The 13609-nt window shown below is 61.0% G+C and carries 13 protein-coding genes; 5 read left to right on the plus strand and 8 right to left on the minus strand.

The annotated features are described in order from the left end of the window. From ASD01_RS21905 to ASD01_RS21915, 3 genes are read right to left on the minus strand one after another with little or no spacing between them, the layout of a single operon-like run. Window positions 1–951 carry an ABC transporter permease gene (locus ASD01_RS21905; protein WP_060529200.1) on the minus strand — a complete coding sequence of 317 codons (951 nt, stop codon included), beginning with the start codon at window positions 949–951 and terminating at the stop codon, window positions 1–3. 10 nt (window positions 952–961) lie between these two features. Beyond that, on the minus strand, window positions 962–1933 hold the full coding sequence (locus ASD01_RS21910; protein ID WP_034797927.1) for an ABC transporter permease: 972 nt from the start codon (window positions 1931–1933) through the stop codon (window positions 962–964). A gap of 58 nt (window positions 1934–1991) precedes the next feature. Then, window positions 1992–3554, minus strand: coding sequence for an ABC transporter substrate-binding protein (locus ASD01_RS21915; protein WP_060529201.1), 1563 nt, complete (start codon window positions 3552–3554; stop codon window positions 1992–1994). 635 nt (window positions 3555–4189) lie between these two features. Between ASD01_RS21915 and ASD01_RS21920 the strand changes: the two genes are divergently transcribed. Continuing rightward, complete coding sequence (locus tag ASD01_RS21920) at window positions 4190–4765, plus strand: nucleoside 2-deoxyribosyltransferase (RefSeq protein ID WP_060529202.1); 576 nt, start codon at window positions 4190–4192, stop codon at window positions 4763–4765. Between the two features lie 32 nt (window positions 4766–4797). On the opposite strand, the gene ASD01_RS21925 is transcribed toward ASD01_RS21920, so the two are convergent. After that, window positions 4798–5490 carry a pentapeptide repeat-containing protein gene (locus ASD01_RS21925; protein ID WP_034798066.1) on the minus strand — a complete coding sequence of 231 codons (693 nt, stop codon included), beginning with the start codon at window positions 5488–5490 and terminating at the stop codon, window positions 4798–4800. Between the two features lie 241 nt (window positions 5491–5731). Continuing rightward, complete coding sequence (locus tag ASD01_RS21930; protein ID WP_244495280.1) at window positions 5732–6685, minus strand: LysR substrate-binding domain-containing protein; 954 nt, start codon at window positions 6683–6685, stop codon at window positions 5732–5734. 40 nt (window positions 6686–6725) lie between these two features. On the opposite strand from ASD01_RS21930, the gene ASD01_RS21935 reads away from it, so the two are divergent. The 4 genes from ASD01_RS21935 to ASD01_RS21950 all read left to right on the plus strand — a co-directional run bounded on the left by ASD01_RS21935 (window position 6726) and on the right by ASD01_RS21950 (window position 10953). Beyond that, window positions 6726–7343, plus strand: a complete 618-nt coding sequence (locus ASD01_RS21935; protein WP_060644374.1) for a LysE family transporter — start codon at window positions 6726–6728, stop codon at window positions 7341–7343. A 102-nt stretch (window positions 7344–7445) separates the two neighbouring features. Beyond that, window positions 7446–8843, plus strand: a complete 1398-nt coding sequence (locus ASD01_RS21940) for an aminotransferase-like domain-containing protein (protein WP_060644375.1) — start codon at window positions 7446–7448, stop codon at window positions 8841–8843. A gap of 178 nt (window positions 8844–9021) precedes the next feature. Further along, entirely contained in the window at window positions 9022–9429 is a 408-nt protein-coding gene (locus ASD01_RS21945) for a DUF983 domain-containing protein (protein ID WP_060521096.1), read from the plus strand. Between the two features lie 504 nt (window positions 9430–9933). Beyond that, complete coding sequence (locus ASD01_RS21950) at window positions 9934–10953, plus strand: porin (protein WP_060644376.1); 1020 nt, start codon at window positions 9934–9936, stop codon at window positions 10951–10953. Window positions 10954–11280: 327 nt separating this feature from the next. On the opposite strand, the gene ASD01_RS21955 is transcribed toward ASD01_RS21950, so the two are convergent. From ASD01_RS21955 to ASD01_RS21965, 3 genes are read right to left on the minus strand one after another with little or no spacing between them, the layout of a single operon-like run. Continuing rightward, complete coding sequence (locus ASD01_RS21955; RefSeq protein WP_060644377.1) at window positions 11281–11883, minus strand: alkylhydroperoxidase domain protein; 603 nt, start codon at window positions 11881–11883, stop codon at window positions 11281–11283. Between the two features lie 20 nt (window positions 11884–11903). Beyond that, complete coding sequence (locus ASD01_RS21960; protein WP_060582941.1) at window positions 11904–12521, minus strand: CMD domain protein; 618 nt, start codon at window positions 12519–12521, stop codon at window positions 11904–11906. Window positions 12522–12560: 39 nt separating this feature from the next. After that, complete coding sequence (locus ASD01_RS21965; RefSeq protein ID WP_060644378.1) at window positions 12561–13607, minus strand: putative FMN-dependent luciferase-like monooxygenase; 1047 nt, start codon at window positions 13605–13607, stop codon at window positions 12561–12563. Window positions 13608–13609 lie beyond the last annotated feature (2 nt).

The following is a 13609-nucleotide window of genomic DNA, read 5'->3' on the forward strand; positions in this document are numbered from 1 at the left end:
TCACCTCAATTTCGGATTGAGCGCATCGCGCAGCCAGTCACCGAGAAGGTTGACCGAAACCACGAGAAGGCAAAGCTGGACGACGGGGAAGAGCACCACCCACCATACGCCCGAAAACAGGAACTGGTTGCCGAGACGGATCAGCGTTCCAAGGCTCGGCTGGCTCGGCGGCATGCCGATACCCAGGAACGAAAGCGTCGCTTCGGTCAGGATCGCCATGCCGAAGTTGAGGGTCGCAGCAACCATGATCGGCGTCAGCGTGTTCGGCAGGATGTGCTTCAGCATGATGCGCCGCGCTGGCGTTTTCAGAAGACGCGCCGCCTGAACGTATTCCTTGCCGCGCTCGACGATCGTCTGGGCCCGCACGGTACGGGCATATTGCACCCAGGCGCTGAGCGTGATCGCCAGCACCAGGACGGCGGCAGAGCCGACGTCCCGCAGTTCCGGCGGCAGCATCTGGCGCGCGACGGCACTGACGAGAATGGCGATCAGGATCGTCGGGATCGACAGAAGCACGTCGCCGATGCGCATCAGGAAGTTGTCGATGAAGCGGCCGAAATAGCCGGCAACGAGGCCGAGGCTAAGGCCGACGGCGAGCGAAAGCACAACCGAGGCGACGCCGATCAGGATCGAGATGCGCGAGCCATAGAGAATGGCCGAGAGCATGTCGCGCCCTTGCGTGTCGGTGCCGAGCACGTAAGGCCATTGGCCGTCGGCCTCCCAGATCGGCGGCAGCTCGGAGTTCCAGAGCTCGAGCTGAGCCGGATCGAAGGGGTTCTGCGGCGCAATCAAAGGTGCTGCAAAGGCGGTCGCGATCAGGAACGTAAGGATGATCGCGCCGATGATTGCCGAAGGCTTGTGGGTGAAGGACCACCAGAGATCGCTCTGGCGCCAGCGGGCAAGCCGCGAAGGCTTGCGCGCCGGTGTGGTTTGCTGGACGTGATCTGTCATGGCAACGACCTCAGCGGGTTGCATCGCGCAACCGCGGATCGATGACCGCATAGGCGATATCGACGAGCGTATTGAGCGTGACGAAGATGAAGGAGACGATGCAGAGATAGCCCGCCATGACCGGCATATCGAGGAAGGTGACCGCCTGGATGAAGAGCATGCCCATGCCCGGCCACTGGAACACCGTTTCGGTGATCAGCGCGAAGGCGATCAGCGAGCCGAAGTTCATCGCCGTCATGGTGACAACCGGCATCAGACAGTTCCTGAGCGCATGTCGGAAATAGATCCGCCACCGCGGCACGCCACGGGCGCGTGCGAACTTGATGAAGTCCGAGCGCAGCACTTCCATCATTTCTGCGCGCACCAGACGCATGACCAGAGTGATCTGGTAGAGCGCGAGTGCGAGCGACGGCAGAAGCAGCGATGCGCGGCCCGACGACGTCAACAGGCCGGTGCTCCACCAGCCGAGCTGCACCACATCGCCGCGCCCGAAAGCAGGTACGAGGCCGAGCGTTACGGCGAAGACGAGGATCAGAAGGATACCGACGACGAAGCTCGGCAAGGAGACGCCGATGATACTGACGAACTGCAACCCCTCGGAATACCATCGCCCTCGGTGGATAGCGGTCAGGACACCAAGTGGAAGACCGATCAGGAGCGACAGGACGGTTGCGACCAGCGCCAGTTCCATCGTTGCCGGGAAGCGCTCGGCAATGAGCTTCATCACGTCCTGGCCGTTGCGGTAGCTGATGCCGAAATCGCCCTGGGCGGCATTGCCGACGAAGCGGCCGAACTGGGTGAGGAACGAATCGTTGAGCCCGAGCTTTTCGCGCAGCTCGATACGGTCGGCCTGCGACATCTGCTCGTTGGCCATCAACTCGACCGGATCGCCGGCGAAGCGGAAGATCAGGAAGGCGAGCAGCGCGACGGCGAGCATGACCAGCACGGCATTGGCCAGCCGCTTGATGAGAAAGACAATCATTGGGTTTCTCGCTGAATGAGGAGCCCCGGCAAAGCACGCTCTGCCGGGGCAAGAAAACTCAATCGCCGATACGGGTCAGCCAGTGACGCGGCTTGTTGTCGGCCCGAATGGTCACATCCGTGACGTTCTTCGACATTGCCCAGGCCATCGGCTGCTGATGCAACGGGATCATGATGACCTCATCCTTGGCGAACTTCAGCGCCTCGGTTTCGATCGCCAGACGCTTGTCGTGATCCATCTCGAGCGCGGCCTTCTTCACCATCGCGTCGAGTTCCGGATAGGACCAGCCGCCATAGTTGGCGACGCCGGCCGCGCCTTCACGGGTCGAGAGAACCTGAACCAGGATCGAATAGGCATCGAGCGTCGGCTCGTTGGCCCAGCCGATCATGTAGGCGTCGGACTTGCCGCCGGCGCGCTTGGGCGCCTGCACGGCGCGCGGACCGATGTCGAGGGTTGGCTTCAGGCCGACGCGCGACAGCATAGAGACCAGTGCGCTGCAGACGTCTTCCTCGTTGACGCTTTCGTCGTTCATGCAGACGAGCGTGAACTCCTTGCCGACGGCGCCTGCCTCTTCGAGCAGCTTCTTGGAGAGTTCCGGATCATAGGCGGTCGGCACATCGAGTTCGGCGCTGTAGCCCGGGATTTCCGGAGCAACCATGGTGCCGGCGACATGCGACTTGCCGCGCATCACGCGCTTGAAGATCAGTTGGCGGTCGATGGCATGGTCAATCGCCTGGCGCACCTTGATGTTGTTGAAGAAGTTTTCACGACCGTCGGCGAAGGTCTCGTGACGGTTGAAGACCATGTGCACGGTGCGCAGGTCAGTGCGCTCGATGACCTTGATGTCCGGCGAGCTCTTTAGGCGCTCAAGATCCTGCACCGGCGCACCATCGGTTAGGTCGATTTCGCCCGAAAGCAGCGCTGCAACGCGGGTTGCGGCCGAGGTAATCGGCATGAATTCGATGCGGTCGAGATTGTGCTTCGGCGTATCCCACCAGCCGTCGTTCTTGATGAGAACGGTCTTGCTGTCGGGCACGCGCGATTCGACCTTGAACGGGCCGGTGCCGTTGGTGTTGTAGGTGGCGTAGCCTTCGACCTTGGCGCCGACATCGGTCGGCAGCTCGGACTTGTTGTCGACCAGCCAGTCCTTGTCGAACATGAAGATGTTGGTCATGTCGTTGAGGAAGAGCGGGTTCGGCGAATTGACTTCGATGTCGACCGTGTAATCGTCGACCTTGGTGGTCGAGACATAGGCCGGAATGTTGCCGCGCAGCGGCGAGGTCGGATGGCTGACGCGGGCCATGGAGGCGACGACGTCGTCAGCGCTGAACTCGGCGCCGTTTTGGAACTTTACGCCCTTGCGCAGATGGAAGCGCCAGACCTTGTCCTTGACCATCTCCCAGCTCGTGGCGAGCGCCGGCTCGACCTTGAACTCCGGCGTATAGCGGGTCAGGCCTTCGTACACGTGGTTGAGGAAGGCAAGGTTCGAGGTGCTGCCATAGGAATAGGGGTCGAGCGAGAAGATGTCCCGCGGGCTACCCCAACGCAGCGTTTCGGCGGAGGCCGAGGATGCGAGAAAGGCAAATGCCAACCCCGCGAGGAGATGCTTTCTCAGTTTCATGTCGTTCCCTCTGTTTTCTCATCAGTCGCCATATGCAGGCGCCCTCACCCACTCGTGAGCAAGTTGCCCTAGATTTGAAGCTGTCGGCGACAATGTCAACTATTTTGTCGACAATTTTGTATGCATGATTGTTTAAAGTCGCATACGGCGGTGAAAACGACGGCCCACCAGCGGACGAGGGCAAGGGAAAAATAAGGGGGAAGCGGCAACCATGGGCAAACCGGCGGCGGGCATCCTGGCATATCTGCGTGCAAACAGGATTCGTTAGGAAACACCCGTATTTATGAGTGTTTCCGCATGTGAACGTGGCGGAGACCTTGCCACCAACGACCCGCGAGCCTTCCCGTGGGATGGTGCGCGCGCCGGTGGCGGCGGTTGCGATCGCAGCCCCCGCTGACATCGGCTGCAGATTTTGACACGTCCGCATGTCCAGCTCGCCCGCGTGGCATGCGCAAATCTCCGGAATTGGCCGAAGGTGGCACATGGCGGGCCACGGGCGTCTCCACCGGTGGGGCAATGCGCTCAGCCAGCATACCTGCTTCCCACGCTCCAAAAAACCGTGGGCAAGCTGAAGTCCATGGCTAGGCTCGGCGCTGCAGCTCTCCTAGATTGGCCGCTCGAAAATGTGAGGAGAAATGCGCGTGAAAGTCTATCTCGCTGGCCCGGAAGTGTTTCTGCCCAATGCGGCGGAGATTCAGAAATTGAAGGCAGAGTTGGCGCGTGCAGCCGGGTTCACACCGCTCGTGCCCGGCGATCTTGAGATTCCGCCGGCTCCGACCAAGCATCAGCGCGGCCTTGCGATCTACGCCGTCGACGAAGGCATGATGCTTGCCGCCGACATGATCATCGCCAACCTGACACCGTTTCGCGGCATCAGCGCCGATGTCGGCACGGTCTTCGAACTCGGCTTCATGTGCGGTCACAGCAAGCACGTCTATGCCTATACGAACACCTCCCGCAGCTACTACGAGCGCATCTTGCACGACCACTACGGCGGCAAGGCCGGCTTGCGCCTCGACGGCCGCATGGCCGGTCCGGACGGGCTCAGCATCGAAGACTTCGACATGGCCGACAACCTGATGCTCGATGGCGGCGTTCTGCGAAGGGAAGGCAGGCTCGTCCAGCGCGAAGTGCCTGAGGCCGATCGCCTGACCGACCTGCAAGCCTTCAGGGAATGCCTTGCGATTGCCGCAAAGCGGCATTTGGCATAACGACCGATTGGGCCGCGGCTTTGTGACGGCGATCAGTCGCTGGCGCAGGGCCAGCCCGCCGGCGTGCTCATGCCGGCGGGAAGCTTGGTCGAGCTGTCACCGCAAGTCATGTCGACCTGCTCCTGTTCAAGTCCGGTTGCCTCGGACAGGTCGACGCCCTCGATACGTGTCAGGAACATGAACGCCCCCTGGAAATCGATCGGGCCGGAAAAACTCGTGCTGGTCAGGTCCGCGCGCGAAAGGTTGGCATGGGTAAACCGGGTTCCGGTGAGCTCCGCCTTGTCGAAATTCGCCCGGCCGAGTTCGGCCTTTTCAAAGCTTGCCCCCGTCAGGCGGGCACCGCTGAAATTGGCCCGCTGCAGCTCGGAATTGACGAACGATGCCTTCTCGGCGGAGACGCCTGCGAAATTGCACCGATAGGCTTCGATTTTGGAGAAGTTCGCGCCATTCGCGGTAGCCCCCGCAATCGAGGATCGAACCAGAGTTGCCTTTTCCAGATTGGCTTCTGTCAGGTTCGCACCGCGCAGATCCGTCAAGGTGAAGTCGGTGTTGACGAGATTGGCACCCTGAAGGTCGCTGCCGCCGAGCATAAGCGCTTTCTTGTTGCAGTCGGTCCAATCGGCTCCAGGCGATGCGGAATCCTTGCAACTGGCGGCATGCGCCATCGACGGCGCTGCGAACGCCACTAGGCCTATAGCCGCCGCCGGAACGACCAGTGCCTTCATGACGTCGGCCACGATCCTCGATGCCTTTGCGCTAGCCGGGCGCAGCGTACCGCGCTCCTGGCCGAGATTGATTTTGAGGATGTTCATGGCGCCGCTCCAGGACCCGAGGGTCGAATCGATTGCATATCAGGTGCTTCGCGCGCCTTTCCGCCGACTGGCATCGCCGGTCATGCGCGCGTGTTCGTTAAACGTATGACGTTGCTCGCCTTTATGCAAATGACAGAAATGAAAACGGTCCGTTTCAGATCGATACGGCCAGCAGCCAGTCACGCAACGCCGCGCTTGGTCCATGGTCGCCGATCGCTGACGGCGACAGCAGATGATAGGCCGTACCGTCTTCGATAAATCCGCATGGCGCGGCCAGGATGCCATTGTCGATATCGTCGCGGACGAGTTGCCAAGGCCCGATCGCCACGCCGATCCCGGCGATGGCCGCCTGAAGGCTGATATAGAAATGCTCGAAGACTTGGCCGCGCTGTTCGGGTGCGGCGCGGCCTGCCGTCGTCCCCCAGGTCTCCCACGCATTTGGCCGCGTTCGCGTATGCAAGGGGATCGCATCCTTGCGCAATTGAGGCAAAGAGCCGGCCTCAGCCTCGTTAAAAAACAGGGCGATTTTGTCCGTTCGGCAGACCGGACCTATTCGCTCCGGAAAGAGCGGCACGGCATGAGTGCCGCCCGATCGAGGAAAATCATCGCGTCGGATCGCCAGATCGATGCCACGGCCCAAGGACACCGGCCCACCTCCGGCAACGAGGTGGATAGACACCTCCGGATGCCGCGCCTGGAAATCAGGAAGGCGCGGTATCAGCCAGCGCATCAGAAGGGTCGGCTCGCAGGACACCACCAGCGCCGGCGTTCGCGCCACGTCCCTGATCTCCCGGACGGCACTCTCCACCAGACCGAAACCTTCGCGCACGGCCGCCGCCAGCTTTCGCCCCGCTTCCGTCAGGAAGACACGCCGGCTGCGGCGCTCGAACAGCGCCACGCCGAGTTCGTCTTCGATAAGCCGGACCGCGCGACTGATCGCGCCGTGCGTCAGAAGGAGCGCGTCCGCGGCGCGACTGAAGCTCTCGAGTCTGGCCGCCGCCTCGAAACAGCGCAGCGCCGCCAGCGGCGGAAGCCGCGTCGCCGACGTCTGTGAGTGCAGCTCACCAAAATGGTCAGAACTCATCGTTAGTCGCTTCTCATCGATCAAGTTATTTAGACATTAATGAAAGAGACGAACGGGAAAGACAATGACTGAACTGTTAGCTGTAGTAACCATTACAATCTTTGCCGTCATCAGTCCGGGACCGGATTTCGCGATGGTGACACGCAACAGCCTGCTTTTGTCGCGGCGGGCCGGCGTCCTGACGGCGCTCGGTATCGCCGCCGGCGTCTGGGTCCATGTCGCCTACACTTTGCTCGGCGTCGGCCTCTTGATTCGCCAGTCGCTATTTCTCTTCACAGTTCTGAAGTTCGTCGGCGCCGCCTATCTGATCTGGCTTGGCATCAGGATGCTACGCACCAAGCCAGCCGAAACGACGGGCTTGGCCGCACATCCCGCCCTCTCCGACATCGGTGCGCTGCGTGTGGGGTTTCTCACCAACGCGCTCAACCCCAAAACGACGATCTTTGTCGTCAGCCTGTTCATGCAAGTCGTCGGGCCGACCACGGCTCTGCCCGTCCAGATGGGTTACGGCGCGTTTATCTCTGCCGCACATCTGATCTGGTTCGCAATCGTTGCCCTGTTCTTTTCCTCCGGCACGGTACGGCTTCGTCTTATCGCGCTTCGCCATTGGATCGATCGCACCTTCGGCGCCCTGCTCGTCGGCTTCGGCGCGTTGCTTGCAACGGCAAGCGTGACACGCTAGGCGACGCTTGGTCGCGGGCGCGCCGCTGCATTCCCACTGTTAACACTTGCCCTCAATCGGATAACCATGCAATATCCATACAATTAGCATGAGGTAATCGCGATGACGGACGTGCGCTTGGGAATTTCGTGGCAACCGGTAATCCGTAAATCGGATGGACCGCTTTATCTCGCGATCGCCGACGCCATCGCTGCCGATATCAGCGAAGGGCGCCTTTCCGAGGGGATGCGTCTGCCGCCGCAGCGCACGCTTGCCGAGGCGCTGGGGATCGACTTCACCACCGTCAGTCGCGCCTATAACGAAGCCCGGCATCGCGGCCTCGTCGAGGGCCGAGTCGGCCAGGGCACCTACGTGAAAACGCGACGCATCCGAACCGGCCGTACGCCGGCAGGCGGCCTCATCGACATGAGCATGAACTTGCCGCCGTTGTTCGACGACCCGATGCTCGCCGCTCGGCTCTGGGACGACATGGCGGCGCTGCAGGCCGAGCATGGGCTCGAACTCCTGATGCGATACCAGCCGCCGGGCGGCACCCTGCACAACCGTGCTGCAGGCGCCGCATGGCTGAAATCCAGGCTGGGCGAGGTTCCGGCTGAGCGCGTTCTGATTGCCGCTGGCGCGCAAGGGGCTCTGCTTGCCACGCTTGGCAGCCTGACCAAGGCCGGTGACATGATTTGCGCCGAGGCAATCACCTACCCCGGCCTGCGCGCGCTCGCAGCACATCTCGGCATCAGACTGCACGGCCTCGCCATGGATCGAGAGGGCCTCCTGCCCGAAGCATTCGAAGAACTCTGCGCGAAGGAAACGCCGAAAGCGCTCTATTGTAATCCGACGCTTCACAATCCGACGACAACGACACTTTCGCTCGAACGGCGCCAGGCGATCGTCACAATTGCCCGGCGGCACGACGTAGCGATCATCGAAGACGATGCCTATGGCGCCCTTCCCGTTTCGACGCCGCGCCCGTTGGCGGCGCTGGCGCCTGACCTCGTCTACTATGTCGGCGGCCTTGCGAAATGCCTGTCGCCGGCCTTGCGCATCGCTTATCTTGTCGTGCCGGACAGCCGAAGCTCTGTCCGCGTCGAAGGCGCGATCCGCGCCACGGTCGGCATGGCGTCCCCTCTTGCGGCCGCTATCGCCACGCGCTGGATCGAGGACGGGACGGCTGACGCCGTGCTCGCAGCCATACGTAGAGAGACGGCGGCGCGACAGCGCATCGTCTCCGAGCTTCTTCCAGCCGGCGTCGCACAAACGCATCCGCACGCCTTTCACGCCTGGCTGCAGCTGCCGCCGCCCTGGACACGCGGCGAACTGAGCGCGCGATTGCAGGCAGCCGGCATCAGTGTCGTTGCAAGCGACGCCTTTGCGCTCGGCGCGCCACCGGAAGCCGTCCGCCTCGGCCTGGGCGCGGCTGCCGGCCACGCGGAGCTGCGACGCAGTCTTCTTGTCATCAACGACCTCATCGGCCAGCCCCCCGCCGCCTCAAGCTTCGTGGTGTAAATGGTCGGCGGGCGAAATTGTCGCAGACATGTATGCATACAATAAATTGACAATGTATGTTTTTCGGCGCCTAATCTTGGCGAGCCTGATGCGGCCCCAAGAAGAAGAAGCGGCCGCATATCCAGGCAATCTCGGCGCAAAACTCCAGCGCCAACCGGAACGCCTGAAAGGAACAAACATGTCTTCCGATAGTGATTGGCCGCCGATCCCGCCCATGCAGACTGGCTTGCGCGGCCGCTGCCCGCGCTGCGGGCAAGGGCACTTGTTCAACGGCTTCCTGAAGATGCGCAAGGAATGCGAAGTCTGTGGCCTCGATTACTCCTTTGCCGATCCGGCCGATGGCCCCGCTTTCTTCGTCATCTGCTTTGCCTGCGTACCGAGTGTTTTCCTTGGCGTCTGGCTGGAAGTTCAATACAGCGCACCGCTCTGGATACACCTACTGGTGACCGGGCCCTTCATGCTGCTGACCTGCATTCCGCCGCTTCGCCCCCTGAAGGGCTGGCTCGTCTCAAGTCAGTTTTTCTACAAGGCTGAGGAAGGCAAGGTCGTAAGGCGAAACGCCGAGCCGCCGGTGGCGACGCAGTAGATCTTCGAAGGCTCACTTCTGAGCGAAAGAGAAGCCCAAAGCCTCCGTGTATACCCCTAAAAAATAATTGCGCCGCCAACTGTTGATAGTTGACGGCGCTTTCACCGGAAGCCTCTCTTCTCAAAGGCCGGCTCTACGTAAAATAACAAAATCAAGACGTCAACGTGCAAACTGTGAAGTTTTTATGAGAGCATTTTGTCATATAAAGGCTTCGCTTTTAATATAATTCGGATTCATTACTATCATTCGTAAGATAAACTTATTTTAGAAATATATGATAGTTGCCGATGTGCAACAGTTTATAGTAATAGATGTTCACAAACGCTCGAAACGCGTTTGTTGCGTAACTGTCTTGTTTTTTGTGATAGCGGTGTCGCCGCTGCCCGCTGCGAGTCATCGCAGTGGTTCATTTCGTAGCAGCGCGAGCGAGGTAACCGATAAATCTCTGGGGGACACCAGGGGCGGGCCTTGTTGACCTTGATAACCATTAGAGAGATCGATCGAATGACTATCAAAAGCCTTCTTCTCGGCTCCGCTGCTGCTCTCGCAGCAGTTTCCGGCGCTCAGGCTGCCGACGCCATCGTTGCAGCCGAGCCGGAGCCCATGGAATACGTTCGCGTTTGCGACGCTTTCGGCACTGGCTACTTCTACATCCCGGGCACCGAAACCTGCCTCAAGATCGGCGGCTTCGCCGCTGATAGCCGCTACAATCAGGAAAAGTTCGGCGGCCAGTCTACATCTGACTGGGATTCCTTCTCGCGCGCTTACATCTCGTTCGACGCCAAGAGCGACACCGAATACGGCACGCTCACTGGCTTCTTCGCTGCTGAATTCAACGCCGACAACGACACCGACGCTGGCGACAGCCTGATCGACGTCGATGAAGCCTACATCCAGCTCGGTGGCCTCAAGGCCGGCTTCTTCTACAGCTGGTGGGATAAGGGCCTGAACGGCGAAACCGACTCGATCGGCAACGTCACCGAATTCAACTCGATCGCCTACCTCTATGACGGCGGTTCGTTCCAGGCCGGTATCGCCGTTGACGAACTTGAAGGCACCTCGACCAAGTCGAACGGCGTTGGTGTTGAAGCCATCGTTTCGGCTACGCTCGGTGGCGTTTCCTTCGACCTGCTCGGCGGCTACGACTCTGAATACGAAGAAGGCGCCATCCGCGCTCTGCTCTCGGCCGACCTCGGCCCGGGTGTCTTCCAGGTCGCCGGTGTTTGGGCTTCGAACCCGAACGCATACTGGAACGCTTCGGAGTGGACCGTTGCTGCTTCGTACGCCTTCAAGGCAACCGACAAGCTGAAGATCACCCCCGGCGTTCAGTACTGGGATAGCCTGCGCACGGGCAACGACTTCAACAACGACCTCTCCAAGTGGCGCGCTGGCGTAACGCTCGACTACGCGATCACCGAAGGCCTCGCGACCCGCGTATCGGTTCAGTACGAAGACACCGACAAGGTTGGTGGCGGTTCGGACGACCAGGTTCTCGGCTTCGTCCGTCTGCAGCGTAACTTCTAATCCGAATAAACTCGGATGAAAGAAGCCCGCAACATCGTAAGACGTTGCGGGCATTTTCTATGGTGGCAGTAAAATTGGCCGCTGTTCTTGTGCCACTCTTCAGAAAAGCCGAATTACTTCGATCGAAGCCGGCATGAGCGCTTTGCGCGATTGAAATTGTTCTGGAGTGCCTGCCGCTTTCTGACTGCAAACAATCGCCGCGGGTTCTGTTTCGGCCGCTCACAGGTTCGAGATGGGTCAGGTGACGCGCATGCAAAAGCCCGCAAGATCTCGATCTTGCGGGCTCGCCTATGTCTGGCGTCGGTTGCGACCGACCGCGTGTGCGGCTCAGTTTGCCGGCGTTGGCTCTCCAAGTGAGAGCATCAGCCGGTTTGCCCAATTGAAGAAGGCGGCACCATGGATGACGTCGGCGACCTCTAGTTCGTCTAGGCCTGCTGCCGAAAGTCGGCCGATGTGCTCCTCCCCAAAGGTAGGCGGGGTCGCCGTCAACGCCACAGAAGCGGCGACGATTGCATTCCAGCGTTCGCCGAGATCGGTTTCGACGCCCTCGTCGAGGAGCTTCTGCACATCCTCTGTGCGCTTTGAGTGATGCGAAGCGAAGCGCGAATGTACCGAGGCGCAGAAGATGCAGCCGTTATATCTAGACGCGGCGGTCGCCGCCAGTTCGCGCTCGGCGCGCGTCAGGCCCGAGCGGGTGTTATAGAAGATGTCCTTGTCAGTTTTCGTGCGCGCTTCAAGCACTTCCGGATCGCGCACGAGCAGGCGGAAGTAGGGCGACTTTGCGCGCCCAGCCTCGACCAGGCCTTTGAGGTGACGCTCCGTCAGCTCTTCCTCAGGCAAGGGCTGCAGCCACGGTGTCCAGCCGATCTCGGCCTGCGTGAAGGTAACAGGCGGATTTTCAACGATCGGGATGATGGCATGTTCGGTCATTCGCAGGTCCTCTTGAGTTCTTAAGCCGCAGCGCGCTTCGTGGCGGTCGACAGCAAGCCAAGACCGGTGATGACGCGGATCTGAAACGTAACGAAGGAAATCAGCTGCGACAGGGTCACGACACCATTTGTCGTCCAGCCAGCGTCGAGCAAGGCTTGCAACGCCTGCGGGCTGGCATCACGCAAATGGAAGACGAGCAGGTGGGCGTGCTCCAGCGCGGCGGACAGCTTACGGCCGAGCACCTCGCGGCTTGACCGTGATACTTGATAGAGTGGGCCGGCTTCATTCTCTCCATTAAGGGGCCCGTCCGGATAGTTGCCGTATGGCCCTGTTGCCCGTCCTGCCCCGATCTCGGCCTTGATAACCTCGATCAACCAGCGATCGTTGTCGCTATCCTCGAAAGGACTGCTGTAAAATTCGAAAATGTCCGGCTGACGGTGCAGGCCGGCAACGAAACTTGCGACCGCATGCCGCTCCGCCGCCGACACGTCGCCGAAATCCGCGGGCTGAAAGAGTGCAAGATAGCTTTTCTGCGCCTGTTCGCGGGTTTCCGGCCGTTGGGCGCGAATGCGGTCGAGCGCCGACCCGGCGGTGATGCCGGCCAGCAGATCGATGATATCCGGTGACGTGGTGGTCATGACGTCGTCTCCTTTGAAAAATGGAACCAGCTGTCCGTTTCAACCGACGGCGCCGAAACGCCGGGCATGGAATTTCTCCTGTGGCGACCAGCCGAGCGCCGGAGCGACCTTGGTGGCGATGAGCTCGATGGAGCGCAGAATCAATGGGTGCGGCGGATCAACGGAATGAACCTGGAACACCAGATCGGTGACACGCTCCAGCGTCTCATCTGCGCTGAGACTGGCGATGACATCGTCAACGGAGCCGACATGCACGTCGAAGGCCGCAATCAGATCGGCAAGTGAATTGCCGGGAACTGTATGACCGCTAGCGATCAGTCGTTCCGCACCCCGTCTCAACCCAACCTCGGCAAGCCGCAACGCTTCGGCGCGGCTGTCGGCAACGAACAGGCTGCGAGAACCGAGGATACGCGGCGCGCGGCCGGAAGGAAGCGCATGCAGATAGGCGTCGATGATCGGGTTTTGCAACGCCGCCAGCGAAGCGTGCGGATTGTCTTCTGGCCGCGGTTGGGTGCGTGACAACATCAGGCCGTCGCCGGCCCGCCCTGCCCGCTCGCCACCCGCCACCGAAAAGGTTGCCTGCCAGATACGGCCGAGGAGTTGCGGCGCTGACGGGTAGAGGCGATCTCCGCCTGGAAGGCCACGACCTGCCCAAGCGTCGAGAACCGTTTGGAGATGCCTGCCGAAGATCGCGCCGCGATCGGCGCTTTCCAAGCCAAAGGCCGTGAAGGAGGACGGCGTGCCGCCGGTCCCGAACCCGACCTCCAGTCGCCCGCCGGAGAGCAGATCGAAAACGGCGGCGTCCTCGGCCACCCGGATCGGATTTTCGAGCGGCAGCGTAATGACACCGGTTCCAAGACGGATGCGCGTCGTCTCCGCGGCGACATGGGCAAGGAAAACCAGGGGCGCCGGAAGGCCGCCTTCGTCCGCGTGGAAATGGTGCTGCGCGACCCAGGCCGTGTCGAAGCCGAAACGCTCGGCGGTGACGATCTGCTCCTTTGCGTAGTGGTAGCGGGTGCCCGCCGGAACGTCGTCGAGCAGTCGGGTAAAAAAGCCGAGGCGTTTGCGTGGCGTCGTCTCAATCATGG

This window comes from Ensifer sp. Root423, from assembly GCF_001426275.1.
Classification (GTDB): Bacteria; Pseudomonadota; Alphaproteobacteria; order Rhizobiales; family Rhizobiaceae; genus Ensifer; species Ensifer adhaerens.

Excerpts from the sequence above, each read along its gene's own strand:
- ASD01_RS21905 (WP_060529200.1), bottom strand. The coding sequence starts at position 951 with ATGACAGATCACGTCCAGCAAACCACACCGGCGCGCAAGCCTTCGCGG.
- ASD01_RS21910 (WP_034797927.1), bottom strand. The coding sequence starts at position 1,933 with ATGATTGTCTTTCTCATCAAGCGGCTGGCCAATGCCGTGCTGGTCATG.
- ASD01_RS21915 (WP_060529201.1), bottom strand. The coding sequence starts at position 3,554 with ATGAAACTGAGAAAGCATCTCCTCGCGGGGTTGGCATTTGCCTTTCTC.
- ASD01_RS21920 (WP_060529202.1), top strand. The coding sequence starts at position 4,190 with ATGCGCGTGAAAGTCTATCTCGCTGGCCCGGAAGTGTTTCTGCCCAAT.
- ASD01_RS21925 (WP_034798066.1), bottom strand. The coding sequence starts at position 5,490 with ATGAAGGCACTGGTCGTTCCGGCGGCGGCTATAGGCCTAGTGGCGTTC.
- ASD01_RS21935 (WP_060644374.1), top strand. The coding sequence starts at position 6,726 with ATGACTGAACTGTTAGCTGTAGTAACCATTACAATCTTTGCCGTCATC.
- ASD01_RS21940 (WP_060644375.1), top strand. The coding sequence starts at position 7,446 with ATGACGGACGTGCGCTTGGGAATTTCGTGGCAACCGGTAATCCGTAAA.
- ASD01_RS21945 (WP_060521096.1), top strand. The coding sequence starts at position 9,022 with ATGTCTTCCGATAGTGATTGGCCGCCGATCCCGCCCATGCAGACTGGC.
- ASD01_RS21950 (WP_060644376.1), top strand. The coding sequence starts at position 9,934 with ATGACTATCAAAAGCCTTCTTCTCGGCTCCGCTGCTGCTCTCGCAGCA.
- ASD01_RS21955 (WP_060644377.1), bottom strand. The coding sequence starts at position 11,883 with ATGACCGAACATGCCATCATCCCGATCGTTGAAAATCCGCCTGTTACC.
- ASD01_RS21960 (WP_060582941.1), bottom strand. The coding sequence starts at position 12,521 with ATGACCACCACGTCACCGGATATCATCGATCTGCTGGCCGGCATCACC.
- ASD01_RS21965 (WP_060644378.1), bottom strand. The coding sequence starts at position 13,607 with ATGATTGAGACGACGCCACGCAAACGCCTCGGCTTTTTTACCCGACTG.